We start from the raw sequence: 25,210 nt of genomic DNA, 5'->3' as shown, positions 1-25,210 counted from the left end.
TCAGAACGGCAGGTCGAGGTCAGGTACGGCGCTGTAAAGCTGGGCGCGGAATACTTCTTTAATCCGTTCGAGTTCCTGTTCGGTTTCCGCCTCGAAGCGCAATACCAGCACTGGTGTGGTGTTGGACGCGCGCACCAGACCCCAGCCTTTGGGGTAGTCGACGCGTATGCCGTCGAGGGTGGTGATATTGCCTTCACCCCATATGCCATCGCGCTGCAGCCGTTCGATGATGCTGAACTTGCTCTGCTCGGTCACCTCGATATTGATTTCCGGGGTGGAAATATCATTGGGGAAGGCGCTGAACACGTGATCGGCGTCACGACGGTCCTGGCTGAGAATCTCCAACAGGCGGGCGGCGGCGTAGATGCCGTCGTCGAAGCCGAACCAGCGCTCCTTGAAGAAAATATGGCCACTCATTTCGCCTGCCAGCAGTGCGCCGGTTTCCTTCATTTTTTTCTTGATCAGTGAGTGGCCGGTTTTCCACATCACTGGACGACCACCGTAGCCGCTTATCAGTGGGGTCAGGCGGCGCGTACATTTGACGTCGAAAATGATGTCGGCACCTGGGTTACGCGAGACCACATCCTTAGCGAACAGCATCAGCAGTCGGTCTGGGTAGACGATGGCACCGGTATTGGTCACCACACCGACGCGGTCGCCATCGCCATCGAAGGCCAGGCCGATATCGGCGTTCTCGCTTTTCACCTTGGCGATCAGGTCTACCAGGTTTTCTGGCTTACCGGGGTCCGGGTGGTGGTTGGGGAAGTTGCCGTCGACTTCGCAGTACAACGGGATCACCGAACAGCCCAGCGCTTCGATCAGTTGTGGGGCAATCACCCCAGCTACGCCATTGCCGCAATCGACCACCACGCGCATGGGCTTGGCCATGGCGATGTCGTCGCGGATCTGCTTGAAGTAACGATCCAGCACATCAACCTGCTCGACCGTACCAACGCCGCTGGCCAGGTCGTTGTTGTCGATGCGTGCTTTCAGGGCCTGGATTTGTTCATTGGCGAGGGTGTCGCCGGCGATCACGATCTTGAAGCCGTTGTAGTCGCGCGGATTATGGCTGCCGGTGAGCATCACCGCTGATTTACCGGTGAGGATATGCCCGGCGTAATACACCACGGGCGTTGGAACCATACCTACATCGCTGACGTAGCAACCGCAATCGAGTAGGCCTTGGATCAGTTGTTGCGCCAGCTCTGGGCCGGACAGTCGACCATCACGGCCGACGGCGATGTTTGGTTCGCCCTGGGCAATGCTCTGCGAGCCGATGGCGCGGCCGATCCAGTAGGCGGTTTCGGCGTTCAGGGTGCGGCCAACCACGCCACGAATATCGTAGGCGCGGAAGATGTCAGCCGGTAATTTTGGCGCAACTTGCGGAGTATTCATCACGGGGGGTTGCTCCAGTCCCAGGAGATCCTGGTCTTCATCGAGAATATCGATATCGAGAATATCGGTGTCTTGAAACAGTGGATCAACCAGGCCTGCCGGTGTCGTTTGCAGCATATCGGGGTTGTTATTGGTGGTTTCCGCGGGTGGGCGGGCGATATTGTCACTGGCCCGGCGCGGCATTCGCGCCAGTGCGTGGGCCAAGCTGTCGAGTGCTGGAAGGCTCAGGCTGAAAGCTTTGACTGCTTTGCCCGCGGAGAGTTCTTTGATCAGTTGTGCCAGCTGGTTCACGTCCTGGAGCAGGCGCCGCTGCAGTTGGCCCTGCACTAAATACATGCCCAGCAATGCGCCGACCAGTACGATTAATCCGGCAACGGCCAGCAGCAGTGGCGAGAACACCGGGTTGGTCAGTGACGGGCCGGGGGTAAAGCTGACCGTCCAATTGGGGTTGCCGGTGTTGAATGATTGCGCTGCTGCACCGTCGGCCTGGCCGCGTTGGGCGAGCACCTGTGGGGCGGTGTTGTTGAACTGCTGGATCAGCTGAATCTGGCCGATTTCGGCGGGCATCACCGGCAGGCTGGCGAGCAGGCGCTCAAGGTCCACGGCCAGTAGCAGCGTGCCATGCAGCGGCTCACCGTCGCTCAGGCGCAGCGGCGCTGCGCTGTAGACCAGCCAGCGTTGGCCGACCTTGTAGGCTTCAGGCGCTGGCATTTGACCGTTTTCGGTGCGGCGCAGCATGTCCAGTGCGGCAAAGTTCATGGGCGCGCTGCGGCTCGTGTCTTGCACCGCCTGGTTGCGCGGATTGAGGTGGGCGTCGACTACACCGTGCCAGTAGGTGAGATTACGTTCGGCCGCACGAATTTGATTGATGTCCTGGCTTTGCAGGGCTTGCAGAAGTTGTGGGTTGCGCGCTGCTGCTTGAGTGTCAGCGCTGAGTTGTTGCAAGGCTTTCTGCAGTACGGTCGCCTGGCCGCCGCCCCAAGCCTGGCTGAGTTGCCGCAATTGCTGCTGATAGGCGCTGTCGAGCGGGCCAAACCAGAGCAGTGCGCCGGCCAGGATGATGCCGGCAACAGCCGCCAGTAACCCTGGTAGCAGGTTGTTGAGGTTGCTTTTGGCCGTTTTCGGTTCGGCGGGAGCACTGCTCATTTGGGCGCTAGGGGTTAGTACGTCAGCGTCCTTGGCCGTGCGGGTGAAGAGTTTCATGCCGCGTCTCCTCGAAATTCATCCTGGTACTAGGTTAGGGCGATCAATGGTTGCCGGAGTGGCCGAAGCCGCCTGCGCCGCGCTGGCTCTCATCAAATTGCTCGACCAGCTCGAAGTGTGCCTGCACCACCGGTACGAGGACCAGTTGGGCGATACGCTCACCGATGGCAATGGTGAAGGCGTTTTGTCCTCGGTTCCAGCAGGACACCATCAGTTCGCCCTGGTAGTCCGAATCGATCAGGCCGACGAGGTTGCCGAGAACAATGCCATGTTTGTGGCCCAGGCCCGAGCGCGGCAGGATCATCGCTGCGAGACCGGGGTCGCCAATGTAAATCGACAGGCCGGTGGGGATCAGCACGGTTTGCCCAGGCTCGAGAACCAGCTCTTGTTCAAGCATGGCGCGTAGATCGAGGCCCGCAGAGCCTGGGGTGGCGTAGTGCGGCAAAGGGAATTCGTTGCCCAGGCGTGGGTCGAGGATCTTGGCTTGTAAGGCGTGCATATCAGGCTCTGTAGTCGGTGAGTATGGCGTCAGTTGTGCGCCATGCGTTCGGCAATAAAACTCACCAGTTGGCGAGCAATCTTGCTTTTGCTGGTCTGCGCGAAGCTGCTCTGCTGGAGCTCACGGTCGATAATGGTGATGGCATTTTCTTCGCTGTTGAAGCCGATGCTGGGGTTAGCCACGTCATTGGCGACGATCAGGTCGAGGTTCTTGTCGCGCAGCTTGCGCGAGGCATATTCCAGTAGGTTCTCGGTTTCGGCGGCAAAGCCGACGCTGAACGGGCGGTCGCTGCGGCTTGCCAAGGTGGCGAGGATATCCGGGTTGCGCACCATTTGCAGGAGTAGACCGTCACCGCTGGCGGGGTCTTTTTTCAATTTGTGCTGGGCGACCACTTCCGGGCGGTAATCGGCCACCGCGGCGGCGGCAATCAGCAGGTCGCACGGCATCTCAGCCTCGCAAGCCGCGAGCATATCGCGCGCGCTGATCACGTTGACGCGGGTAACCCGCTCGGGCGTGGGCAAGTGCACCGGGCCACTGATCAGGGTGACCTTGGCGCCGGCTTCGGCGGCGGCTTCAGCGAGGGCAAAGCCCATCTTGCCGGAGCTGTGATTGGTGATGTAGCGCACCGGGTCGATGTTTTCTTGGGTTGGGCCGGCGGTAATTAGCACGTGCTTGCCGGTCAGCGCTTGATGCTGGAAACAATCCGCTGCGCATTGCACCAACTGCTCGGCTTCAAGCATGCGGCCCAGACCGACATCGCCGCAGGCCTGGCTGCCAGCCGCCGGCCCGAACAGGTGCAGGCCGCGGCTGGTGAGCAGTGCGGCGTTAGCTTGGGTGGCCGGGTCGCGCCACATCGCCTGGTTCATCGCTGGGGCCAGGGCAACGGGTGCATCGGTGGCCAGCACCAGGGTGGTCAGCAGGTCATCGGCCACGCCTTGGGCCAGGCGCGCCATCAGGTCGGCGGTGGCGGGAGCAATCAGAACCAGATCGGCCCAGCGCGCCAGTTCAATATGGCCCATAGCCGCTTCGGCCTCGGGGTCGAGCAGGTCAAGGTGAACCGGGTGCCCGGAGAGCGCTTGCAGGGTGAGCGGGGTAATGAACTCACGGCCGCCTTTGGTCATGACCACACGCACATCGGCGTCTTGGTCTTTGAGTCGGCGAATCAGCTCTGCACTTTTATATGCGGCAATACCGCCGCCTACGCCAACAATGATGCGTTTCCGATACAGCCGCTGCATAGGCCTGCCTTTTATAAAAATGGATTCACCGCCGCGCCGGCACCTCCCCAGGCCAAGCGCAGCGCAAAAGTTGGGCTACGATAGCACAGAGCCTGCACTCGAGTAGTACTGCCAAACGCTTGCCAGGCTTGGCTTTGCGGTGCATAGGTGAGGCGGTTTGCCGCGTCTGATAACACAAGGAGGTGTGATGAGTATTCGTGACTGGCCGGCGGCAGAGCGCCCGCGGGAGAAACTTTTGGCTCAGGGTGCCGGTACCCTGACCGATGCGGAATTGTTGGCCATTTTCCTGCGCACGGGGGTGGCCGGCCAAAGTGCGGTCGACTTGGCGCGCCATCTGCTCGGCGACTTTGGCAGCCTGCGCGCGTTGTTGCAGGCGGATTTGCCCTCGTTCAGCCAGCGTCTGGGATTGGGCCCGGCCAAGTTTGCCCAGTTGCAGGCGGTGCTAGAGATGGCGCGCCGACATCTGGCCGAACAGTTGCGCCGCGATTCGGCGCTGGAAAGCCCGCAGGCCGTGCGTGATTACCTAAAAGCGCTGTTACGCCATGAGCCCCACGAGGTGTTCGGCTGCCTGTTTCTCGATGCCAAGCACCGCGTGCTAGCGTTTGAGGCGCTGTTCCATGGGTCCGTTGACAGCGCCAGCGTCTATCCCCGCCAGGTGGTTAAGCGCGCGCTTGCACACAATGCGGCGGCGCTGATCTTGACCCATAACCATCCGTCAGGCGTCGCCGAACCCAGCCAGGCCGACCGGGTGCTGACCCGGCGCCTGAAAGAGGCGCTGGAGCTGGTGGATGTGCGCGTACTCGACCACTTTATCGTCGGCGATGGAGAGCCGCTGTCGATGGCCGAATACGGCTGGCTCTAAGTGTCAGGGGGTTAGGCGTACCTTGGCAAAGTCCTGGCGTCCGAAGGGGCTGACTTGATAGCCCTCGACCTGTTTGCGCGTTAGCGCGTAGGCCGTTGGATGAGCCAACGGTAGCCAAAGCGCTTGCTGCTGGATGATCTGCTGCGCTTGCTTGTACAGCTGGCTGCGTTGCGCCTGGTCGCTGGTGCGTTTGCCATCACTGATCAGCTTATCCAGTTGCGGGTCGCAATAGCGGGCGAAGTTCAGTCCGGACTCGACCGAAGCGCAGGAAAACTGTGGCGTGAGGAAGTTATCTGGGTCGCCGTTGTCACCCGCCCAGCCCATAAACAGCAGGTCATGCTCGCCGGCTTTGGCGCGGCGAATCAGTTCGCCCCACTCGATCACGCGGATCTCAGCCTTGATGCCAACATTGGCTAAATCGGCCTGCAGCAATTGCGCGCCGAGGCTTGGGTTGGGGTTGAGCACACTGCCGCTGGGGCGCGTCCAGATGGTGGTGCTGAACCCGTCGGCCAGACCGGCTGCGTTAAGCAGTTCTCGGGCCTTTTGTGGATCGTAAGCGTAGCCAGGTAGCTCGGCGGCGTAGCTCCACGTATTAGGCGGGTAGGGGCCATTGGCAGCCTCGGCGCTGTTTTCAAACACCGCTTGCAGGTAGCTGTTTTTATCAAAGGCCAGGTTGATCGCCTGGCGAACCGCAGCCTGGTCGAGTGGCGGGTGCTGGCTGTTGATAGCCACGAAGGCGCTCATAAAGGCGGCCGTGTGCACGCTCTTTAGGTTGTTATCACCGGCGATTGCCGTTACATCCTGCGGTTTGGGTGACAGGGCGATATGGCACTCGCCGCGTCGCAGCTTTTGCAGGCGTACGTTGGCGTCTGGGGTGATGGCAAAGATTAGGTTGTCGACCGCCGGTTTGCCGGCGAAGTAGGCTGGGTTGGCGCTGTAGCGCACGCTGGCATCTTTCTGGAAACGCTTGAAGATAAATGGACCGCTGCCAATTGGCTGGCTGTTGAGCTTTTCTGGCGTGCTGGCGGCCATGAGCTGCGCCGCGTATTCGGCAGAATAAATAGAGGCGAAGCCCATGCTGAGTGTCGCGAGGAAGGTCGCGTCGGGACGGTTTAGGGTAAAGCGCAGGCTGTGCTCGCCGGTTTTTTCAAGGCTTTTGATCAGGCTTGGCAGTTGCATTGACTGCGCATGCGGATAGCCACTGGGGGCGACCTTGTACCAGGCATGGCTCGGATCGAGCATGCGCTGGAAGCTAAACAGCACGTCATCGGCATTCAGCGTACGGCTGGGGGTGAAATAGTCAGTGCTGTGGAGGCTCACATCGGGCCTAAGGGTAAAGCTATAGCTCAGGCCGTCCGAGCTGACTTCCCAGGTTTGTGCGAGGCTTGGCTGCAGGGTGCCGCTGGCTGCGTCGAAATCCACCAGGCGATTCATTAGCACGTCAGCCGAGGCGTTGGTGGTGGTCAGGGAGTTGTACTGCACCACGTCGAAGCCGTCTGGGCTCGCTTCGGTGCAGACGCTGAGTGTGCTGGCCTGGGCCAGCGCAGGAGCCAATAGCGGGGCAAGCAGCAGCGGGAGAACGGCGAGGCGCATAACAAACTCCAGAGTCAGGTGGCGCGTTGGCGAAGGCTTTACCCTAGGCCATTACTCGGCAGCAGGGCAATGGATCTTGGCGACGAGCGGTTGATCTCTGCAATCCCTACCAATAGCTGGCTTTGCGGGGGTAAACGACGGCACAGCTTGGTTGAGGAAAGAACGTTTATTCTTGTTGCGCCTTAGGGTTTCTGGTATAAAGCAGCGCTCTTTTGTAGGGGCCCGGTTCTTGCGCTTTCAGGTACGGCCGGTAAGACCCTCGAGATACGCGGCGCTGCGCGCCAAGATTGAATATTAGCGGCCAACCCATGCCGGGTTGGGCATGTGGTTTTAGAGGGCTGAGGCATGTCGAGAGTCTGTCAAGTTACCGGTAAGGGTCCGGTAACTGGGAATAACATTTCCCACGCAAACAACAAAACCCGTCGTCGTTTCCTGCCGAACCTGCAGCATCACCGCTTCTGGGTCGAGTCTGAGAACCGTTTTGTCCGTCTGCGCGTTTCTGCTAAAGGCATGCGTTGCATCGACAAGCGTGGTATTGACGTCGTTCTGTCCGAGCTGCGTGCTCGCGGCGAAAAGGTTTAAGGGGAAAGTCATGCGTGAATTGATCCGTTTGATCTCGAGTGCCGGTACTGGTCATTTCTACACTACCGACAAAAACAAGCGCACCACTCCGGACAAAATCGAAATCAAAAAATTCGATCCGGTTGTGCGTAAGCACGTGATCTACAAGGAAGGCAAGATCAAGTAATTGATCAAGCGCCTTGTCGAAAAAGCCCGCCTTCTGGCGGGCTTTTTCTTGCCTGGGATTTAACCGAGTAAGCACCCAGGCATTAAAAGATTGCCTAGAGCTATTTTTAACCGCGCGTGGCGACGCCCTAAGGGTACGCCATGGAGGGCAGGCGATAAAAAGCCCGCGCAAGGCGGGCGAAGGGAGGGCGTATAAATTGCGCTTAGTGACTGGCTTGCTCGAAGATCACATAGACCTTGCGGCACGTTTCCAGTACTTCCCAGGTGCCGGAGAAGCCGGCTGGGATGACGAAGCGGTCGCCGGCGCGCAGGGTCTTGGCGTTGCCGTCCTGGTCACGTAACACCGAGACGCCTTGCAGAATTTCGCAGTACTCGTGCTCGGTGTAGTTAATGTTCCACTGGCCAACTGCACCCTCCCATATCCCCGCGTTGAATTGCCCGCATGGGCTGCCGTAGTGGTTACGCACGCTCTGTTCAGGGTCACCCTTGAGGACTTTTTCCGCGGCTGGGCGGTAGTGCTCTGCTGGGGTGGTGGCTTGGGCGAAGTCGACGATCTGCTCGATGTTCATAGGAGGGTCCAGTCAGGCGTGTGGTCAGTTGAGTGGCAATTTCGGCAGTCTATGTTTAATAAAGCGCACATAACAAGGTGGCTTTGCCGCTATTTGTAAAAAATATTGGAACTGTGCAGGCCGCTGGTTTAGTGTTGCCGGCACGATTGGGTTTGCTGACCCATGCACAATAATTGATAGCGCGTGCGGCCAAACTGCGGCGCCTTACTTGCGATAGAGGATGTTCGAATGACTAGCCTGACTCGTGCCGATTGGGAACAGCGCGCCAAAAACTTGAAGATCGAAGGGCGCGCCTTTGTTCATGGCGAGTACCGTGCGGCGGTTTCGGGTGACACCTTTGAGTGCATCAGCCCGGTTGATGGCCGTGTGCTCGGCCAGGTGGCCAGCTGTGATCTGGCCGATGTCGAGCTGGCTGTGGCAGATGCTCGGGCCACCTTCGAATCGGGTGTTTGGTCACGCATGGCACCGGCGCAGCGCAAGCGTGTGATGATTCGTTTCGCTGACTTGATGGATGCCCACGCCGAAGAGCTGGCGCTGCTGGAAACCCTGGACATGGGCAAGCCAATCAGCGACTCCCTGGGTGTTGATGTGCCGGGCGCTTCCCGCGCGATTCGCTGGAGCGGTGAAGCGGTCGACAAAATCTACGACGAAGTCGCGGCCACGCCGCATGACGAGCTAGGCCTGGTGACCCGTGAGCCGGTGGGGGTTGTCGCGGCCATCGTGCCGTGGAACTTCCCGATGATCATGACCTGCTGGAAGCTTGGTCCTGCGCTGTCCACGGGCAACTCGGTGATCGTCAAACCGTCCGAGAAATCGCCACTAACCGCGCTGCGTCTGGCCCAGTTGGCCCTTGAGGCCGGTATCCCGGCTGGCGTACTCAACGTGCTGCCAGGTTATGGCCACACCGTGGGTAAAGCGCTGGCGCTGCACATGGATGTCGACACCCTGGTGTTTACCGGTTCGACCAAGATCGCCAAGCAGCTGATGATTTACGCGGGTGAATCGAACATGAAGCGCGTATGGCTGGAAGCGGGCGGCAAGAGCGCTAACATCGTCTTCGCCGATGCACCAGACCTCAAGGCCGCAGCCGAGGCGGCCGCAGCGGCCATCTGCTTTAACCAGGGCGAAATGTGCACCGCCGGCTCACGCCTGCTGGTGGAGCGCTCGATCAAGGATCAGTTTATGCCCATGGTGGTTGAAGCCATGCAGGGCTGGAAAGCCGGCCATTCGCTGGACCCCGAGACCAAGGTTGGCGCGCTGGTCGATGCCGGCCACCTGAATGCCGTGCTCGGTTACATCGACGCCGGTCACAAGGATCAGGCCAAGTTGCTCTGCGGTGGTAAGCGTACCTTGGAGGAGACCGGTGGCCAGTATGTGGAACCGACCATTTTCGATGACGCGCACAACGCCATGCGCATTGCTCAGGAAGAGATCTTCGGCCCAGTGCTGACCGTCATTCCATTCGACAGCACCGAAGAAGCCATCCAGATCGCCAACGACAGCATCTATGGCCTGGCCGCCGCCATCTGGACCAGCAACCTGTCCAAGGCACACCTGGCCGCTAAAGCCCTGCGCGTTGGCAGCATGTGGGTCAACCAGTACGACGGTGGCGACATGACGGCGCCGTTTGGCGGTTATAAGCAGTCGGGCAACGGCCGCGATAAGTCGCTGCACGCCTTCGACAAGTACACCGAGATCAAGGCGACCTGGATCAAGTTGTAAGTCGAGAACACTCGGTCGGCCAGTGGCCGGCTTAGCAGAAGCAAGCCTGCGGCCGGGCTCCTCGTCAGGAGTCCGGCCGTTGCTTTTCTGCCGTGTTGCAGTGAGCCATTAGCGCCAAGGGATGGGGGTTGAGTAAATGAAATGGGCAACCTATTTCGCCGTCAGTGCGGCGGTGGTCGTTGTCGGGCTGGCGCTGGGGGTGACCCTGCCACTGGTGTCGTTTCGCCTAGAGTCGTGGGGCTATGGCCCCTTTGCGATTGGCGTGATGGCGGGCATGCCGGCTGTCGGTGTGTTGCTCGGTGCGCGCTTGACCGGGCACCTGGCCGGCTGGTTCGGTACGCCGCAGACGCTGCGGCTGTGCCTGCTCGCCAGTGCTGCATCGGTGGCTTTGCTCAGTGTCATGCCCAGCTATCCGTTGTGGCTGCTGTTGCGGTTGTTGATCGGCATCTCCCTGACCGTGGTGTTTGTACTCGGCGAAAGCTGGATTAATCAGCTGGTCGAGGACCGTCTGCGCGGCCGTTTAGTGGCCCTGTATGGCACCGGTTTTGCGCTCAGTCAGCTGTGTGGGCCATTGCTGCTGACCTTGCTGGGCACCGACAGTGACCGCGGCTTCTGGTTTTCGGCAGGCTTGTTGATCTTCGGCAGCCTGCTCCTGCTCGGTCGCGACGGGGCGCCCAAGGTTGATGCGCAAAGTGCCTCCGGGCGCGGTGTGCTGGCGTTTTGCCGAGCGTCGCCGGCGATTGCCTGGGCGGTGGTGCTGTTTGCCGCTTTCGAGGCCATGGTGCTGACCCTGCTGCCGGTGTACCTGGTGCGCGAAGGCTTTGCTCAGCAACTGGCGTTGATCATGGTCAGTGTGGTGGTGGTCGGCGATGCCGCGCTGCAGTTGCCGCTTGGCTGGATGGCCGACCGGGTGCCGCGGCAGATGCTGTTCCGCTGTTGTGGGGTGGTGTTGCTGATATCCAGCCTGAGCATTCCGCTGCTGCTGCACACGCCGCTGATCTGGTCTGTGTTGCTGTTGTTCGGTGCGAGCGCTGGCGGGTTGTACACCCTGTCGCTGATTCTGGTCGGTCAGCGCTACCGTGACGATGCCCTGGTGCGGGCCAATTCGCATATCGCCCTGCTCTGGGGGGCGGGCTGCCTGCTGGGGCCGCTGTCGACCGGGGCTGCTAGTCAGTGGGGCAGCGGCCATGCCTTGCCGATGCTGATGGCAATAGGCGCGGCTGGGTTTGTTTGGCTGGCATTTCGGCGGGGGGCGTTTAGCGAGGTGGCGGTGACGCGCTGAGCTGTTGGAAAGGGGCGTGACGATGGGTGTCGTCACGCCCCTTGGTCGTTAGACCAGTTCTTTCAGGCGGTGCCAGAGCATGCCTAGGGCCAGCAGGGGCGAGCGCAGGTGTTTGCCGCCCGGGAAGGTCATGTGCGGCACCTTGGCGAACAGGTCGAAGCCATTGCTTGCTTGGCCGGCAATGGCCTCGCCCAGCAGCTTGCCCGCCAGGTGCGTGGCGTTGACGCCGTGGCCCGAGTAAGCCTGGGCGTAAAACACGTTGGGCTGGTCTTTGAGGCGGCCGATTTGTGGCAGGCGGTTGGCGCCGATGCCGATCATGCCGCCCCACTGAAAGTCGATGCGCACGTCTTTCAGGTGCGGGAACACAGCCAGCATTTTTGGTCGCATATAGCCGGCGATGTCTGCCGGATCGCGACCAGAATAGTGGCAGGCACCACCGAATAGCAGGCGGCGATCGGCCGACAGGCGGTAATAATCGAGCGCCACGCGCTGGTCGCACAAGGCCATGTTCTGCGGGATGATCGCCCGCGCTTCGGCCTCGGACAGCGGTTCGGTGGCAATCACATAGCTGCCCGCAGGTAGCACTTTGCCGCCCAGGTTGTTGTTCAAGCCATTCAAATAAGCGTTACAACCCAGTACCAGGTTGGCCGCGCGCACCACGCCCCGGGCGGTGTGCACCTTCACCTCGTTGCCGTAGTCGATGCGCATAACTGCGGAATCTTCAAACAACTGCACCCCCAGGCTCTGCGCTGCTGCGGCTTCGCCGAGCGCCAGGTTGAGCGGGTGCAGGTGGCCGGAGCCCATGTCGATCATGCCGCCGACATAACGGTTGGAGCCGACCACTTCATGCATTTGCTGGGGTTGCAGCAGGCGCATTTCGTGGCGATAGCCCAGTTGCTTGAGTTCGGCCATGTCCTCGGCGAAATCGTCGAGGTGGCTGGGTTTGTTGGCCAGGTCGCAATAGCCCCAGGTCAGGTCGCAGTCGATATTGAAGTGCTCGATGCGCTGGCGGACGATTTCCACCGCTTCCAGGCCCATCAGTTTCAGGTCGCGTACGCCTTGGCTGCCGATCACCGACTCGAATTGTTCAACGCCGTGGCCGACGCCGCGAATTAGTTGCCCGCCGTTGCGCCCGCTGGCGCCCCAGCCAATTTTGTGGGCTTCCAGGAGCACCACCGAGAGGCCTTTCTGCGCCAGTTCGATGGCTGTGTTGAGGCCAGAGAACCCCCCGCCGACAATGCAAACATCAGCACGCAGCTCGCCCTCCAGGGTGGGGTAGGCCAGTTGGCGATTGCTGCTGGCGGCGTAATAGGAGTTGGCGTGTTGGCTGCTATGAGCGGGCTGGTGAACGCGGGCGTTCATGTGTGGAATCCTGATTATTATGTTTGGAAAATTTTACGAAGAATAAGCGCGGGGTTTAGCAAACGCCAAGAGGTAATCGGCAATTAACCGGCTTTTTGTCGATTAATCGGCCCCGCTTCCTCGAAATGGGCTGTCGTGCGGTTACTATGCCGGCCACTGTTTTAGGACCCTGCCCATGAGTTGCACCCGCCGCAAAATCGACCAGCTGCGTTTGCAGATTCCCAGTTTCGCCTGTGTGCCGGGTTGTCACGACTGCTGCGGTCCGGTGACGGCCTCGTCCGAAGAAATGTCGCGCCTGCCGGTAAAAAGCGACGCCGCGCACGACGCCGCCTTGGCCGAATTCAATTGCGTGCACCTGGGCCCGCAAGGCTGCACGGTATATGACCAGCGGCCGCTGATCTGCCGGCTGTTTGGTACCACGGCCAGCCTGCCGTGCCCGCGCGGCCAAGGCCCGGAGCAGATGATTGAGCCTGCAGTAGAGCGGCAGGTGCACAACCTGATTGCCAGCACGCGCCAGGTGCTGGTGTAGGTTGGGTTGAGCACAGCGATAGCCAAAAGCGCTAGATGCAACTTTGCAGGGGCGGCGCTACTCGGCAATCGGCAGGCTCAGGCTCTCTTTCACTTCTTCCATGACGATGTAGCTCTTCGACTCGCGCACGTGCGGCAGCTTGAGCAGGATGTCGCCGAGTAATTTGCGGTAGCTGGCCATTTCGTTGATCCGTGCCTTCACCAGGTAGTCGAAATCCCCGGACACCAGGTGGCACTCCAGCACGTGCGGCAGCTTCAGCACGGCGCGGCGGAACTCCTCAAAGGTATCGCCAGATTTGTAATCTAGGCTGATCTCGACGAACACCAGCAGGCTGGCCTTGAGCTGCTGTGGGTTAAGGCGGGCGTGGTAGCCCATGATGATGCCTTCACGCTCCAGACGGCGCACACGCTCGGTACAGGGCGTGGTCGACAGGCCAACCCGCTCGCCCAGCTCGGTAAAGCTGATACGCCCATCTTCCTGCAGGATGCGCAGGATGTTGCGGTCGATTTTGTCCAGTTCACGACGGCTCTGATGCTGAGTGCGCACGGTGGATACCCCTCTGTAGAAGGCGATATTACCAAGAATTGTCGCCAAATATAGCTATTTATATAGTGAAAAGCACTGCTGATCTCTTCCTATACTGCGCTCAATTATGATCTCAAGAATTATCCGTCGCGCTGGGTCGCGGCGAGGAGAGCGGCATGCGGGTTCTAGTTCTCGGTAGCGGTGTGATCGGTACAGCCAGTGCGTATTACCTGGCGCGTCAGGGCTTTGAAGTGGTGGTGGTCGATCGGCAGAACGCGCCGGCCATGGAAACCAGCTTCGCCAACGCCGGCCAGGTGTCCCCAGGTTACGCCTCGCCGTGGGCTGCGCCTGGCGTGCCGCTGAAAGCCATCAAGTGGTTGCTGCAGAAGCATGCGCCCCTGGCGATCAAAGCCACCACCGATATCGATCAATACCTGTGGATGGCGCAGATGCTGCGCAACTGCACTGCCAGCCGCTATGCGGTGAACAAAGAACGCATGGTGCGCCTATCCGAGTACAGCCGCGACTGTCTCGACGAACTGCGTTTTGAAACCGGCATCGCCTACGAAGGCCGTAGCCTGGGCACCACCCAGCTGTTCCGCACCCAGGCGCAACTGGACAACGCAGCGAAAGACATCGCCGTGCTGCAGCAATCCGGTGTGCCTTATGAAATGCTCGATCGCGCGGACATTGCCCGTGTTGAGCCGGCCCTGGCGGCTGTGACCCATAAGTTGGCCGGGGCGCTGCGCTTGCCCAACGACCAGACCGGCGACTGCCAGATGTTCACCACCAAACTCGCCGAGATGGCCAAGGCGCTGGGTGTGGAGTTCCGTTTCGGTCAGGACATTCAGCGCATTGAGGCCGTGGGCGACCGGGTTAATGGCGTTTGGATCGACGGCAAACTGGAAACCGCCGACCGTTACGTGTTGGCGCTCGGCAGCTTTAGCCCGCAACTGCTCAAACCGCTGGGGATCAAGGCGCCGGTGTACCCGCTCAAGGGCTACTCCTTGACGGTGCCGATCACCGACGCAGCCATGGCCCCGACCTCGACCATCCTCGATGAGACCTACAAAGTCGCCATCACCCGTTTCGACAACCGTATTCGCGTGGGCGGCATGGCGGAAATTGCCGGTTTCGACCTGAGCCTTAACCCCGTCGCCGTGAAACCCTGGAAATGATCACCGCCGATCTTTACCCACAAGGTGGCGATCTGACCCAGGCCGAATTCTGGACCGGTTTGCGGCCGGCCACCCCGGATGGCACGCCGATCATTGGGGCCACCCGCCTGCGTAATTTGTTCCTTAACACCGGTCACGGCACACTGGGTTGGACCATGGCCTGCGGCTCCGGCCGCCTGCTTGCTGATCTGATGGCGAAAAAACGTCCGCAGATCAGTGCCGAAGGTCTGGATATTTCCCGTTACAGCCGTTCCCAGGAGACTCACAAGCATGTCAGTACAGCGCCTGCTCACTGAAACCCGTCACAGCGAAATCGTTATCCATAACGGCACGGTCTACCTGGCCGGGCAATTGGCCGACGATTACAGCGGCGACATCGTGCAGCAAACCCGCGAAACCCTGGCCAGTACAGACCGTTTTTTGGCTGAGGCCGGCAGCGACAAGTCGAAAATCCTCTCCGTGACCATCTACTTAAAGGATATGGCGCGCGACTACGCGGGCTTCAATCAGGTCTGGGATGCTTGGGTCGCCCCTGGCGCTGCGCCAGCCAGGGCATGCGTGGAGGCGAATATGTACAAGCCTGAGGTGTTAGTCGAAATCACCGTGGTGGCAGCGCTATAGCGCCTGTTGCCCGAGACCGCCTTACGGGCCATTGCGGCGCAACGCTAAAATGGCTCCCGATCATTTTTAAGTCTGAAACCTGCTGACAGCCGAGAACCCCATGCGCCCCGCCCGTGCCCTGATTGACTTGCAAGCCCTGCGTCACAACTACCAGCTGGCCCGGGAGCTGAGCGGCGCGCGCGCCCTGGCAGTGATCAAGGCAGATGCCTATGGCCATGGCGCGGTGCGCTGTGCACAGGCACTGCAGGCGCAAGTGGATGGCTTTGCCGTAGCCTGTATCGAAGAGGCACTGCAGTTGCGCGAGGCCGGTATTGGCGGGCCGATTCTGTTGCTGGAGGGTTTTTTCGAGGCCGACGAGCTGCCGCTGATTGAACAACACGGGCTTTGGTGTGTGGTGCATTCGTGGTGGCAGCTTGAAGCGATTGAGCGCAGCACGCTGAGCAAGCCGCTGACGGTCTGGCTGAAAATGGACAGCGGCATGCACCGGGTCGGCTTTCACCCGGCGGAGTATCAGGCGGCGTATCAACGCCTGTTGGCCAGCGGCAAGGTGGCGAAGATCGTCTTGATGAGCCACTTCGCCCGCGCCGATGAGCTGGACTGTCCGCGCAGCGAGGAGCAGTTGGCGGTGTTTCAGCAGGCGCGCGAAGGGATTGCGGCCGAAGTCAGCCTGCGCAACTCGCCGGCACTCTTGGGCTGGCCAAGCGTGCCAAGTGATTGGGTGCGTCCCGGCATCATGCTCTACGGTGCCACCCCCTTTGAGCAGGCGCAGGCCGTGGCGGCGGGTTTGCAGCCGGTAATGACCCTGGAGTCGAAGGTGATCAGCGTGCGCGAACTGCCGGCCGGCGAGCCGGTGGGTTATGGCGCCCGCTTTGTTAGCGAGCGGCCGACCCGGGTCGGGGTGGTCGCCATGGGTTATGCCGATGGCTACCCGCGGCATGCGCCGACGGGCACGCCAGTGGCCGTGGACGGTCAGCTGACACGGCTGATCGGCCGGGTGTCGATGGACATGCTCACCGTTGACCTTACCGACTTGCCGCAGGCTGGCCTGGGCAGTCGGGTTGAACTCTGGGGCAAACAGGTGCTGGCCAGCGACGTGGCTACCCAAGCTGGCAGCATTCCCTACCAGCTGTTTTGCAATCTACGCCGGGTGCCGTTGCTTTACCTCGGGGACTAAGCGCCTGTTCAAAGGCTGCTGCGCGTCGGCCCTGCTGCTGTCCTCTAAACAGGCTCGGCAAGCCGCTAGTGGCTTGCGCACTCCGGTGCGGCCCAGCTGTTGCGCCAGGTTTCTCGCCTGTCTTTGCCGTGCATGGCTCTGCTCGCGAGCCTTTGAATAGGCTCTAACGCGTGCGCTGTAGACGAGTTTGAACGCGAGTGTTGTAAATTCTGAACGCTATGCCATGATACGGCCACATTTCCGTATCTTCCCGAGGGGGACTCCAGCATTGGACGTCGGTGTTCGACTGCAATCCATTCGTAAACTCAAAGGCCTTTCCCAGCGTGAACTCGCCAAGCGGGCAGGCGTCACCAACAGCACCATTTCGATGATCGAGAAGAACAGCGTAAGCCCCTCGATCAGTTCGTTGAAAAAGGTGCTGGCGGGTATCCCCATGTCGCTGGTGGAGTTCTTCTCCCTGGACGCGGAGCAGGATACCCAGACCCAGGTGGTCTATCGGGCCGCTGAACTCACTGATATCTGCAGCGGTGCCATCACCATGAAGTTGGTGGGTAAGGCGCACCCGAGCCGGGCCATTTCCTTCCTCGATGAAACCTACCCAGTGGGTTCAGATACGGGCGACGAGATGTATGCCCACGAAGGTGAGGAGGCGGGCATGCTGGTCTCCGGCCAGTTAGAACTGACCGTCGGCAGTGAGGTATTTATCCTCGAGCCGGGTGACAGTTACTACTTCGAGAGCAGTAAACCGCATCGCTTCCGTAATCCGTTCGAGCAGCCTGCGCGGTTGATCAGCGCGACTACGCCGGCCAACTTCTAAATAACACTGCGGCAATCTGGGCTGTTTCAGCGTTCGCGGCTTGCCGTTATACTGCGTTCTGCTCGCGAAACCGTGGCCGCGAGCGTGACTAGCCACGAAGAGGGTGTACCGTGAACCTGATTAAAAAAATCCTGGTAGCCCCTGCTACCGTATTGGCCCTGTGGGCAGTGACTGCTCAGGCCACGACCGACGATGCCATTGCCGAGCGACTGAAGCCGGTTGGCCAAGTCTGTGTGATGGGTGAAGAGTGCAAAGGTGTGGGTGCTGTCGCTGTTGCCGCTGGCGGCGGCGCGCGTACTGCCGATGACATCATTGCTAAGCACTGCGGTGCCTGCCATACCCCAGGTATTCTGGGCGCGCCGAAAATTGGCGATACCGCTGCATGGAAAGAGCGTGCTGACACCCAGGGCGGCCTCGACGGCATCCTGGCTAAGGCAATTTCCGGCATCAACGCCATGCCGCCTAAAGGCACCTGCGCAGATTGCTCGGATGACGAGCTGCGTGGTGCAATCCAGAAGATGTCTGGCCTGTAATACGCCTGACACTGCTGTAAAAAAGCCGCCTGATCAGGCGGCTTTTTTGTGCGTGCCATCCATGGCGGGTCATCCTGCAAGCCGTCGCACGCGACGGCGAAAATGACGCTCGGCCACGTTTATGGCGCGCAGTTGTTACTCGATAAAACTGACCTGACCATCCTTGAGCGAGCCGATGCGGGCCAGTGACTCAATGCGATAACCTTTTTCGTCCAGTTCAGCGCGGCCGCGCTGGAACGACTTTTCAATCACCACGCCAATGCCGGCGATGCTTGCGCCCGCCTGACCGATCAGGTCGATCAGGGCGTGGGCTGCATGGCCGTTGGCGAGAAAGTCGTCGATCAGCAGCACGTGATCATCGGCGCTCAGGTGCTTGGCCGAGATCGCCAGGGTGCTTTCGGTCTGCTTGGTGAAGGAAAACACCTTGGAGGTGTAGAGGTTGTCTGTGAGTGTCAGTGATTGGTACTTGCGGGCGAAAATCACCGGCACGCCCAGTTCCAAACCAGCCATAACCGCCGGGGCAATGCCGGAGGCTTCGATGGTGACAATCTTGGTGATGCCTAGGCCGGCGAAGCGCTTGGCAAACTCGTGACCGATCTGTTGCATCAGTGCCGGATCAATCTGGTGATTGAGAAAGGCATCGACCTTGAGTACGTGCTCTGAGAGCACGGTGCCTTCATCGCGAATCTTCTGTTTCAGCGCTTCCACGCGGTAACCCTCTTCAGTGATGTGGTGCCCGATGTGTCGAGCTGTATAGGTTGGCTTGAGCCGCGCCGCGGCGAAGCTCACGCTAAAAATTGACAGGTCGGTGAGCTTCGCGGTGCTGCGCGCCAACTGACCTGGTGGTTAATTACTTGTTTAACAGTGCGCGCATATTGGCCAATGCCGAGTTGCCGGTAGCCGCTTTAACCTCTGGGGGCGCGTCTTCCAGGCCCTCCCAAACCAGGTCTTCGGGCGGCAGTTCATCGAGAAAACGACTCGGTGAGCAGTCGATGATTTCGCCGTACTGCTTACGCTTGGCGGCGAAGGTCATGGTCAGGTTGCGCTTGGCGCGGGTGATGCCCACATAGGCCAGGCGCCGTTCTTCTTCGACCGTATCGGCCTCAATGCTGGAGCGGTGCGGGAGGATTTCCTCTTCTACGCCGAGGATATACACCGAGGGGTATTCCAGACCCTTGGAGGCGTGCAGCGTCATCATCTGCACACCCTCGGCGCCGTCTTCTTCCTCCTGCTGGCGTTCGAGCATGTCGCGCAGCACCAGTTTGCCGATGGCGTCCTCGATGGTCATGTCGCCGTCTTCGTCGCGCTCCAGAGTGTTCTTCAGCGCCTCGACGAGGAACCAGACGTTGCCCATCCGCGCGTCAGCGACTTTGTCGTTGGAGGCGTTCTGCCGCAGCCAGTTCTCGTAGTCGATGTCCATCACCATGCTGCGGATCGCGGCAATGGGGTCGTTCTGCGCACATTCCTGGCGCACCCGGTCCATCCACTTGGTGAAGCGTGCCAGGCGTTCGGTGTAGCGCGCGTCCAGGCTCTCGCCCAGGCCGATTTCGCCGGCGGCAGCGTACATGCTGATCTTGCGCTCGGTGGCGTAGTTGCCGAGCTTTTCCAGGGTGGTCGAGCCGATTTCGCGGCGCGGTACGTTGATCACCCGCAGGAAGGCGTTGTCGTCATCCGGGTTGACCAGCAGGCGGAAGTAACTCATCAGGTCCTTCACCTCCTGGCGGGCGAAGAAGCTGGTGCCGCCACTCAGGCGATAGGGAATCTGATGGTGCTGAAGCTTCAGCTCCATCAGCTTGGCCTGGTAGTTGCCGCGATAGAGGATCGCGTAGTCGCTGTAGGGGCGCTCGGTGCGCAGGTGCTCGGTGAGAATTTCCAGGGCTACGCGCTCGCACTCGGCGTCTTCGTTGCGGCAACGAATCACGCGGATCTCGTCGCCCATGCCCATTTCGCTCCACAGCTGCTTTTCAAACTCATGCGGGTTGTTAGCGATGAGGATGTTGGCGCACTTGAGGATGCGGCTGGTCGAGCGGTAGTTCTGCTCCAGCATCACCACCTTCAGCGACGGGTAATCCTCTTTCAGCAGCATCAGGTTTTCCGGGCGCGCGCCCCGCCAGGCGTAGATCGACTGGTCGTCGTCGCCAACCACGGTGAACTGATTGCGCATGCCCACCAGCAGCTTGACCAGCAGGTATTGGCTGGCGTTGGTGTCTTGGTATTCGTCGACCAACAGGTAGCGGATGCGGTTTTGCCACTTCTCCAGGATGTCTCGGCGTTCCTGGAACAGCTTCACCGGCATCAGGATCAGGTCGTCGAAATCCACCGCGTTATACGCCTTGAGCGTGCGCTGGTAGTGCAGGTAGACGATGGCCGCCGTCTGCTCTTTGGGATTGCGCGACTCGGCGAGGGCCTGTTCAGGTAGGACCAGGTCGTTTTTCCAGCTACCGATGTAGTTCTTGATCTCATCGATGCCGTCGTCGCCGGCATATTCCTTTTGCATGATGTCCGACAGCAGCGCCTTGATATCGCCCTCGTCGAAAATCGAGAAACCCGGCTTGTAGCCCAGCGCCGCATATTCCTTGCGGATGATGTTCATGCCCAGGTTGTGGAAGGTCGATACCGTCAGGCCGCGCGCCTCAGGGCCTTTGAGCAGCGTGCCGACACGCTCCTTCATCTCGCGCGCCGCCTTGTTGGTAAAGGTCATGGCGACGATGTGGCGGGCCTGGATGCCGCAGTTCTGCACCAGGTGAGCAATCTTGCGGGTGATCACGCTGGTCTTGCCGGAGCCAGCACCGGCGAGCACCAAAAGAGGGCCGCCGACATAATTCACGGCTTCCTGCTGCCGGGGGTTCAGTCGGGACATCAAATCATTCGTCAGGGGAAATGGGCGGGCATTTTAACAGGCCTGAGGCTTTCTGCCGTGACCATCTGGAAGTGTGTTGCAGTGCACGTAATGGCTAACCGCCAGGCTTGGCTAATTTGTGCAATCCAGTACTCTGGTGCCACTTCTGGCACCTTGCCTGGCCGCAGGATGCGCCGCAGACACATGGATGTGCGTAATTAGACGTCGATTACGACGCATTCGAGCGTTATTACTGCTCTTTATTTGTGCTGTGGGGGAAGTTGTTTGTCCGTGTTCGTCGAACCATTACGCCTGCTCCTGTTGGCGGAAACGCCCGCCTGGGCGCAGACCCTGCGCGAGCGCCTGAGTGCCTTGGGCAGTGGCTATGCGTTGATTACCGCGCCGTCTTGGGATGCGGCCAGCGCGCTGTTCGATAACCCCCATAACGCGTTGCTGCTGACCACTGCCGCCTGTCTGCCGGCCGCAGGGCACTGTGCCCTGCCCATTATCCTGCTGCTGGATAGCGAACCCAGTGCTGTGCCTGAGGGCGTGTGCGATTGGCTGGTGCACGACCAGCTCAGTGTCGAGGTGCTGCGCCGCTGCCTGCGCTATGGGCGCGAACGCGGTCGCCTTAACGCCGCCGTGCAGCGACTGGCTGAACAGGATGCACTGACCGGGATTGCCAATCGTCAGGGGTTTCAGGCCCTGCTCGCCGCTCGCTTGAGTGAGCAAGGTGGTCAGGGGCTAACCCTCGGCCATCTCGACCTGGATAACTTCCGCCGCGCCAACGATGCGCTTGGCTATCAGGGCGGGGACAGTTTGATTCTGCAGGTGGTGGCGCGGATCAAGGCGCAGCTGCAAGACACTGATCGGGTGGCGCGCCTGGGCAGTGATGAATTTGCCTTGTTGCTCGACAGTCGCCGCGACCCGCAGCGCGCCGAGCGCCTGGCCATGCAGCTGACTGAAGCCCTCGGCGAGCCTTACTGGATCAATGGCGAAAGCCTGCTGATTGGTTGCAGCTTGGGTCTGGCCCATTCCCGCCCCGGCAGCAGTGCGGACACGTTGATGTGGCATGCACACATCGCCATGCAACAGGCCAAAAGTCAGCAAGGCTGCAGCTTTTATTTATATGACGAGCGGGTCAACCGCAGTGCACGCAACCAGGCCGACCTGGAAAGCGAGCTGCGCCGTGCGCTGCGTCGCGATGAGTTGGAGCTGCACTACCAGCCGCGTTTGTGTTTGCAGAGCGGGCGCATCGTCGGCCTAGAAGCGCTGGTACGCTGGCAGCACAGCGAGCATGGCCTGTTGGCGCCCAACGAATTTATCCCGCTGGCCGAGGAAAGCGGGCTGATTGTGCCGCTGGGTTACTGGGTTATTTCGCGCGCCTTACGTGACATGCAATGGCTGCTCGGGCGGGGTGTGCCGCCGCTGCACATGGCGATCAACCTATCATTCCATCAGTTTCAGGACAGCCAGCTGCTACCCACGCTCAGCCGTCTGATCGAAGAGCGTGGCGTCGACGCACAATGGTTGGAGTTCGAACTGACGGAAACCGCCGTGATGCGCCGCAGCGATCAGGTGCAGCAGACCATGCTGGCCCTCGGGCGCCTCGGTGTGCGGTTCTCGCTCGACGATTTCGGCACCGGCTTCTCCTCCTTCGTGCACCTCAACAACCTGCCCATCACCTTGCTGAAAATCGACAAGAGTTTTGTCGGCGGTATGGATGAACGCGCAGAGAACCGTCAGCTGGTGCGGGCGATGATCAACCTGGCGCACAACCTTAATCTGCAGGTGGTCGGCGAGGGCGTGGAAAACGCCGAGCAGCTGGCGCTTCTGCGTGAGTATGGCTGTGATCAGGCGCAGGGTTATCTGATCAGTAAGGCCTTGCCGCTCAGCGAGCTGGCGCGGTTTTTGGTGTTTGGCCTGCGCCAGCCCCTGCTGGGTGGCATCTTGTAGGCTAACTGCTGCTACAAAGTTGCCCGCTTTTCGGTTACGCCATGCACCCAAGAGCACCAAAAGACCTTCCTGAACATTCAACGTCTGCCCAGTAGAAAGGCCAGGTATACGTTGCAGCGCTATCCCCATCCGTGAGTTTAAGGTGCCTGGCTGCCTCGGCGAGATGTAACGACAGTGCTTGTTGAGGGCTAAACGCTGCTCCCTCGCGCATTGTGCAGCAAGCGCTAGACTTCGCATTAGATTGCTCGTTGCTTTGTTTGGTCGGGGTGGCGGCGCTGCCAACGCTCTCCCTGAGGGTGAATATTTATAGCCTTAGTAATTTGCTCAAGTATTCTCCGCGTTCGCCGAATTAACCAAGACGAATACGCCGTTTATTACCCCATAACAGCCACTTTATGCCTTTGGAGGCATGTATGACCTCCCCACGTTCTCGAATTGCCTGGCAGTTGGCCACGGCATTGGCTCTGGTGCTGGTCCTTTTGATCAGCGTCAGCACCTTATTCGCTCTGCGCTCGTTGAGCGATGCCAACCTGGCCACACGGCAAGAGCATCTGGGCAGTGAAGCGCGCCTATTAGCCGATCAATTGAGCACCTTTCACGACAGTCTGCGTGAGAGCACCCAGCGTCTCGCGGGTTTGTTCGAGCGGCGTTTCAGCGGTGGTTTGAGTGTTCAAGCTGCCGAGCGGATAGCCGTGGCAGGCATGCAGACACCTGCGCTGTACCTGGGTCCTGCCCTGCTAAACAACAATTTTGACGAGGTCGATGAGTTTCGCCAGCTGACCGCAGGCGTGGCCACGGTCTTCGTGCGCGATGGCGATGAGTTCGTCCGTGTCAGCACGTCGCTGACCAAGCCAGATGGCACGCGTGCTATTGGCACGGTACTCGACCATCAGCATCCAGCCTATAACCGCCTGCTCGGAGGTGACGGTTATGTGGGGCGTGCGTTGCTGTTTGAGCGCTTCTACATGACTCAGTACACACCCGTGCGTGACGCCAGTGGCCGAGTGATTGCGGTGTTGTTCGTCGGCTTCGACTACACGGACGCACAGAACGGGCAGTTTGATAACCTCAAACGCTTTCGCATTGGCGCCACTGGCTCTTTGGCGCTGCTCGATGAGCAGGGCAAATGGTTGGTGCCTCCGGCTGGGGCGCGTGAGCCTGAAATAATCGTTGGCGGGCTGACTGATGTGTTGGCTGAGCCCGGTCGTGGGGCGTTCTGGAGTGACGGTGTCGAGGAGTTCTTCAGCGTAGCCATGCCATTTTCCGGCGGACCCTGGCAGGTGCTGGCGAGCATGCCGCGCGAAGAAATTCAGGCGGTGACCTGGCGCGTGGGCAGTCAGTTGGCTATCGGTAGTCTGGTGACGTTGTTGCTGGCTGTAGCGGCCGTGATCTGGTTGTTGCGGCGCAAGCTGCGCCCACTTGGTGATTTGGTGGCGCAGGTGCAGGCGTTAGGCGCTGGTGATTTGAGTGCGCGCCTGGACGTTACCAGCCAGGATGAAATCGGTGAGCTGGCGCGCAACTTCAATCAGATGGGGGACGCATTGTCGACCATGGTGGCGCGCATTCGCGGCGCCGCGCACAACGTCAGCAGCCGTGCTCAGGCTTTGTCTGGTTTGGCCAGTGGTGCCTATGAAGGCATTGAGCAGCAGTCTGGCGAGATCAGCAGCATGGCGGGTGCTGTGGAAGAGTTCAGTGCCACGTCGCTAGATATCGCCGATAACATGCGTAATACCGAGCGCTTGGCCAGCGACAATGCTCAGCAGACGCGTATTGGCCGCAGCGCGATGAGTGAAGCCTCTGGCGCCCTGGAGCAGATTGCCAACTCTCTCAATGACACGTCCGTCGTGGTCAACACCCTCGGTCAGCGCTCGCAGGAAATCGGTGGGATTGTCAGCGTGATCACCTCGATTGCCGACCAGACCAACCTCCTTGCACTCAATGCCGCTATTGAGGCCGCCCGCGCGGGTGAGCAGGGCCGTGGTTTTGCAGTGGTCGCCGATGAGGTGCGCAGCCTGGCTTCGCGCACCCGTGAGGCGACCAACGAAATCTCTGCAATGATTGGCAGTATTCAGGGTGAGACCAACAGTGCGATCAGCACCATGGAGCAGGGCAAACTGCTGATGCAGGATGGCCTGCAGCGCAATGCCAATGTTGCTGCTGCGCTGGGGCAGATCGCTGAGCAGAGTAATGCGGCGGGTGAGCAGTTCACTGCCATCACCACAGCCACCAGCGAGCAGAGCAGTACTGCGACGTTGCTCAGCAGTAACTTGCAAAGCATCGCACTGGCCAATAGCGAACAGCGCGAAGTGGTTGCCAATCTGGCACAAACTGCCCGCGAGCTTGATCAACTGGCTGAAGAGCTGCGCCAGGAGGTCGGGCGCTTCCAGTAACTCAATGGATACTAAAGCTGCGGTTACTCTCTGCTACGTACCGCTGCGTCACGAGCCGTGTGTCCACCTACGGAATCAACGTGTCGTCGATCACCCCGTAGGTGTACACCACTAGATGCAGGGTATTTCGTCTGGATCAAAACCACTGGGTGCGGTGCCGAGCGGCTGTGTTTATC

At 60.2% G+C, this 25,210-nt stretch carries 21 protein-coding genes and 2 pseudogenes; 14 read left to right on the top strand and 9 right to left on the bottom strand.

Features of this window, described 5'->3' with window-relative positions; genetic code table 11:
• The 3 genes from ACEPAJ_RS20730 to coaBC are packed head-to-tail and all read right to left on the bottom strand — an operon-like array spanning nt 1 to nt 4,335.
• Entirely contained in the window at nt 1-2,598 is a 2,598-nt protein-coding gene (locus tag ACEPAJ_RS20730) for a phosphomannomutase/phosphoglucomutase (protein WP_425917567.1), read from the bottom strand.
• A 43-nt stretch (nt 2,599-2,641) separates the two neighbouring features.
• Nucleotides 2,642-3,097, bottom strand: coding sequence for a dUTP diphosphatase (gene dut / locus ACEPAJ_RS20725; RefSeq protein ID WP_425917565.1), 456 nt, complete (start codon nt 3,095-3,097; stop codon nt 2,642-2,644).
• Nucleotides 3,098-3,126: 29 nt separating this feature from the next.
• A complete protein-coding gene (gene coaBC / locus ACEPAJ_RS20720) occupies nt 3,127-4,335 on the bottom strand; it encodes a bifunctional phosphopantothenoylcysteine decarboxylase/phosphopantothenate--cysteine ligase CoaBC (RefSeq protein WP_425917563.1) in 1,209 nt (402 codons plus the stop codon).
• Nucleotides 4,336-4,522: 187 nt separating this feature from the next.
• Between coaBC and radC the strand changes: the two genes are divergently transcribed.
• A complete protein-coding gene (gene radC, locus ACEPAJ_RS20715; RefSeq protein WP_425917561.1) occupies nt 4,523-5,197 on the top strand; it encodes a RadC family protein in 675 nt (224 codons plus the stop codon).
• 3 nt (nt 5,198-5,200) lie between these two features.
• Here the strand turns inward: radC and ACEPAJ_RS20710 are convergent, their stop codons facing one another.
• Entirely contained in the window at nt 5,201-6,790 is a 1,590-nt protein-coding gene (locus tag ACEPAJ_RS20710) for an ABC transporter substrate-binding protein (protein ID WP_425917559.1), read from the bottom strand.
• Between the two features lie 345 nt (nt 6,791-7,135).
• On the opposite strand from ACEPAJ_RS20710, the gene rpmB reads away from it, so the two are divergent.
• Nucleotides 7,136-7,372, top strand: a complete 237-nt coding sequence (gene rpmB / locus ACEPAJ_RS20705) for a 50S ribosomal protein L28 (RefSeq protein ID WP_090240685.1) — start codon at nt 7,136-7,138, stop codon at nt 7,370-7,372.
• A gap of 10 nt (nt 7,373-7,382) precedes the next feature.
• Nucleotides 7,383-7,538 carry a 50S ribosomal protein L33 gene (gene rpmG / locus ACEPAJ_RS20700; protein ID WP_007894709.1) on the top strand — a complete coding sequence of 52 codons (156 nt, stop codon included), beginning with the start codon at nt 7,383-7,385 and terminating at the stop codon, nt 7,536-7,538.
• Nucleotides 7,539-7,740: 202 nt separating this feature from the next.
• Here rpmG and ACEPAJ_RS20695 read toward each other — a convergent pair whose 3' ends face one another.
• On the bottom strand, nt 7,741-8,106 hold the full coding sequence (locus tag ACEPAJ_RS20695) for a cupin domain-containing protein (protein WP_425917556.1): 366 nt from the start codon (nt 8,104-8,106) through the stop codon (nt 7,741-7,743).
• 228 nt (nt 8,107-8,334) lie between these two features.
• Between ACEPAJ_RS20695 and ACEPAJ_RS20690 the strand changes: the two genes are divergently transcribed.
• Both ACEPAJ_RS20690 and ACEPAJ_RS20685 read left to right on the top strand, forming a co-directional pair.
• Nucleotides 8,335-9,828, top strand: coding sequence for an aldehyde dehydrogenase (locus ACEPAJ_RS20690; protein ID WP_425917554.1), 1,494 nt, complete (start codon nt 8,335-8,337; stop codon nt 9,826-9,828).
• A 136-nt stretch (nt 9,829-9,964) separates the two neighbouring features.
• Complete coding sequence (locus ACEPAJ_RS20685) at nt 9,965-11,110, top strand: MFS transporter (RefSeq protein ID WP_425917552.1); 1,146 nt, start codon at nt 9,965-9,967, stop codon at nt 11,108-11,110.
• A 48-nt stretch (nt 11,111-11,158) separates the two neighbouring features.
• On the opposite strand, the gene ACEPAJ_RS20680 is transcribed toward ACEPAJ_RS20685, so the two are convergent.
• Nucleotides 11,159-12,472 (bottom strand): NAD(P)/FAD-dependent oxidoreductase, encoded by a 1,314-nt coding sequence (locus ACEPAJ_RS20680; RefSeq protein ID WP_425917550.1) that lies wholly within the window; start codon nt 12,470-12,472, stop codon nt 11,159-11,161.
• Nucleotides 12,473-12,647: 175 nt separating this feature from the next.
• Between ACEPAJ_RS20680 and ACEPAJ_RS20675 the strand changes: the two genes are divergently transcribed.
• Nucleotides 12,648-13,001, top strand: a complete 354-nt coding sequence (locus ACEPAJ_RS20675; protein ID WP_425917548.1) for a YkgJ family cysteine cluster protein — start codon at nt 12,648-12,650, stop codon at nt 12,999-13,001.
• Nucleotides 13,002-13,058: 57 nt separating this feature from the next.
• Here ACEPAJ_RS20675 and ACEPAJ_RS20670 read toward each other — a convergent pair whose 3' ends face one another.
• Nucleotides 13,059-13,547, bottom strand: coding sequence for an Lrp/AsnC ligand binding domain-containing protein (locus tag ACEPAJ_RS20670; RefSeq protein WP_090240673.1), 489 nt, complete (start codon nt 13,545-13,547; stop codon nt 13,059-13,061).
• A gap of 155 nt (nt 13,548-13,702) precedes the next feature.
• On the opposite strand from ACEPAJ_RS20670, the pseudogene dadA reads away from it, so the two are divergent.
• The 5 genes and pseudogenes from dadA to ACEPAJ_RS20645 all read left to right on the top strand — a co-directional run bounded on the left by dadA (nt 13,703) and on the right by ACEPAJ_RS20645 (nt 17,849).
• Nucleotides 13,703-15,000 (top strand): annotated as a pseudogene (gene dadA, locus ACEPAJ_RS20665) (D-amino acid dehydrogenase).
• The gene (locus ACEPAJ_RS20660) at nt 14,975-15,325 is read left to right on the top strand and encodes a RidA family protein (RefSeq protein WP_274087044.1); all 351 of its coding nucleotides are present in this window, start codon (nt 14,975-14,977) and stop codon (nt 15,323-15,325) included. Before dadA ends, ACEPAJ_RS20660 begins: the two are co-directional and overlap by 26 nt.
• A gap of 100 nt (nt 15,326-15,425) precedes the next feature.
• Entirely contained in the window at nt 15,426-16,499 is a 1,074-nt protein-coding gene (gene alr, locus ACEPAJ_RS20655) for an alanine racemase (RefSeq protein ID WP_425917545.1), read from the top strand.
• Between the two features lie 268 nt (nt 16,500-16,767).
• The gene (locus ACEPAJ_RS20650; protein WP_425917543.1) at nt 16,768-17,316 is read left to right on the top strand and encodes a cupin domain-containing protein; all 549 of its coding nucleotides are present in this window, start codon (nt 16,768-16,770) and stop codon (nt 17,314-17,316) included.
• Between the two features lie 110 nt (nt 17,317-17,426).
• Entirely contained in the window at nt 17,427-17,849 is a 423-nt protein-coding gene (locus tag ACEPAJ_RS20645) for a c-type cytochrome (protein WP_425917541.1), read from the top strand.
• A 135-nt stretch (nt 17,850-17,984) separates the two neighbouring features.
• Here ACEPAJ_RS20645 and ACEPAJ_RS20640 read toward each other — a convergent pair whose 3' ends face one another.
• On the bottom strand, nt 17,985-18,557 hold the full coding sequence (locus tag ACEPAJ_RS20640) for a xanthine phosphoribosyltransferase (protein ID WP_274087048.1): 573 nt from the start codon (nt 18,555-18,557) through the stop codon (nt 17,985-17,987).
• A gap of 142 nt (nt 18,558-18,699) precedes the next feature.
• The gene (gene rep / locus ACEPAJ_RS20635; protein WP_425917538.1) at nt 18,700-20,709 is read right to left on the bottom strand and encodes a DNA helicase Rep; all 2,010 of its coding nucleotides are present in this window, start codon (nt 20,707-20,709) and stop codon (nt 18,700-18,702) included.
• Between the two features lie 264 nt (nt 20,710-20,973).
• Between rep and ACEPAJ_RS20630 the strand changes: the two genes are divergently transcribed.
• The 3 genes and pseudogenes from ACEPAJ_RS20630 to ACEPAJ_RS20620 all read left to right on the top strand — a co-directional run bounded on the left by ACEPAJ_RS20630 (nt 20,974) and on the right by ACEPAJ_RS20620 (nt 25,034).
• A complete protein-coding gene (locus tag ACEPAJ_RS20630; RefSeq protein ID WP_425917536.1) occupies nt 20,974-22,644 on the top strand; it encodes a putative bifunctional diguanylate cyclase/phosphodiesterase in 1,671 nt (556 codons plus the stop codon).
• 395 nt (nt 22,645-23,039) lie between these two features.
• Nucleotides 23,040-24,179, top strand: a pseudogene (locus ACEPAJ_RS20625) (Cache 3/Cache 2 fusion domain-containing protein); the annotation flags it as partial.
• Complete coding sequence (locus tag ACEPAJ_RS20620) at nt 24,174-25,034, top strand: methyl-accepting chemotaxis protein (RefSeq protein ID WP_425918137.1); 861 nt, start codon at nt 24,174-24,176, stop codon at nt 25,032-25,034. The pseudogene ACEPAJ_RS20625 and the gene ACEPAJ_RS20620, both read left to right, overlap by 6 nt.
• Nucleotides 25,035-25,210: the final 176 nt, after the last annotated feature.

The organism is Pseudomonas sp. GWSMS-1 (assembly GCF_049847425.1).
Taxonomy (GTDB): domain Bacteria; phylum Pseudomonadota; class Gammaproteobacteria; order Pseudomonadales; family Pseudomonadaceae; genus Aquipseudomonas.
Note: the sequence above shows the minus strand (reverse complement) of the source record. Positions and strands in the feature narration are given on the sequence as shown.

Excerpts from the sequence above, each read along its gene's own strand:
- radC (WP_425917561.1), top strand. The coding sequence starts at position 4,523 with ATGAGTATTCGTGACTGGCCGGCGGCAGAGCGCCCGCGGGAGAAACTT.
- rpmG (WP_007894709.1), top strand. The coding sequence starts at position 7,383 with ATGCGTGAATTGATCCGTTTGATCTCGAGTGCCGGTACTGGTCATTTC.
- alr (WP_425917545.1), top strand. The coding sequence starts at position 15,426 with ATGCGCCCCGCCCGTGCCCTGATTGACTTGCAAGCCCTGCGTCACAAC.
- ACEPAJ_RS20690 (WP_425917554.1), top strand. The coding sequence starts at position 8,335 with ATGACTAGCCTGACTCGTGCCGATTGGGAACAGCGCGCCAAAAACTTG.
- rep (WP_425917538.1), bottom strand. The coding sequence starts at position 20,709 with ATGTCCCGACTGAACCCCCGGCAGCAGGAAGCCGTGAATTATGTCGGC.
- dut (WP_425917565.1), bottom strand. The coding sequence starts at position 3,097 with ATGCACGCCTTACAAGCCAAGATCCTCGACCCACGCCTGGGCAACGAA.
- rpmB (WP_090240685.1), top strand. The coding sequence starts at position 7,136 with ATGTCGAGAGTCTGTCAAGTTACCGGTAAGGGTCCGGTAACTGGGAAT.
- ACEPAJ_RS20675 (WP_425917548.1), top strand. The coding sequence starts at position 12,648 with ATGAGTTGCACCCGCCGCAAAATCGACCAGCTGCGTTTGCAGATTCCC.
- ACEPAJ_RS20695 (WP_425917556.1), bottom strand. The coding sequence starts at position 8,106 with ATGAACATCGAGCAGATCGTCGACTTCGCCCAAGCCACCACCCCAGCA.
- ACEPAJ_RS20680 (WP_425917550.1), bottom strand. The coding sequence starts at position 12,472 with ATGAACGCCCGCGTTCACCAGCCCGCTCATAGCAGCCAACACGCCAAC.
- coaBC (WP_425917563.1), bottom strand. The coding sequence starts at position 4,335 with ATGCAGCGGCTGTATCGGAAACGCATCATTGTTGGCGTAGGCGGCGGT.
- ACEPAJ_RS20710 (WP_425917559.1), bottom strand. The coding sequence starts at position 6,790 with ATGCGCCTCGCCGTTCTCCCGCTGCTGCTTGCCCCGCTATTGGCTCCT.
- ACEPAJ_RS20685 (WP_425917552.1), top strand. The coding sequence starts at position 9,965 with ATGAAATGGGCAACCTATTTCGCCGTCAGTGCGGCGGTGGTCGTTGTC.
- ACEPAJ_RS20730 (WP_425917567.1), bottom strand. The coding sequence starts at position 2,598 with ATGAAACTCTTCACCCGCACGGCCAAGGACGCTGACGTACTAACCCCT.
- ACEPAJ_RS20660 (WP_274087044.1), top strand. The coding sequence starts at position 14,975 with ATGTCAGTACAGCGCCTGCTCACTGAAACCCGTCACAGCGAAATCGTT.
- ACEPAJ_RS20620 (WP_425918137.1), top strand. The coding sequence starts at position 24,174 with ATGGGGGACGCATTGTCGACCATGGTGGCGCGCATTCGCGGCGCCGCG.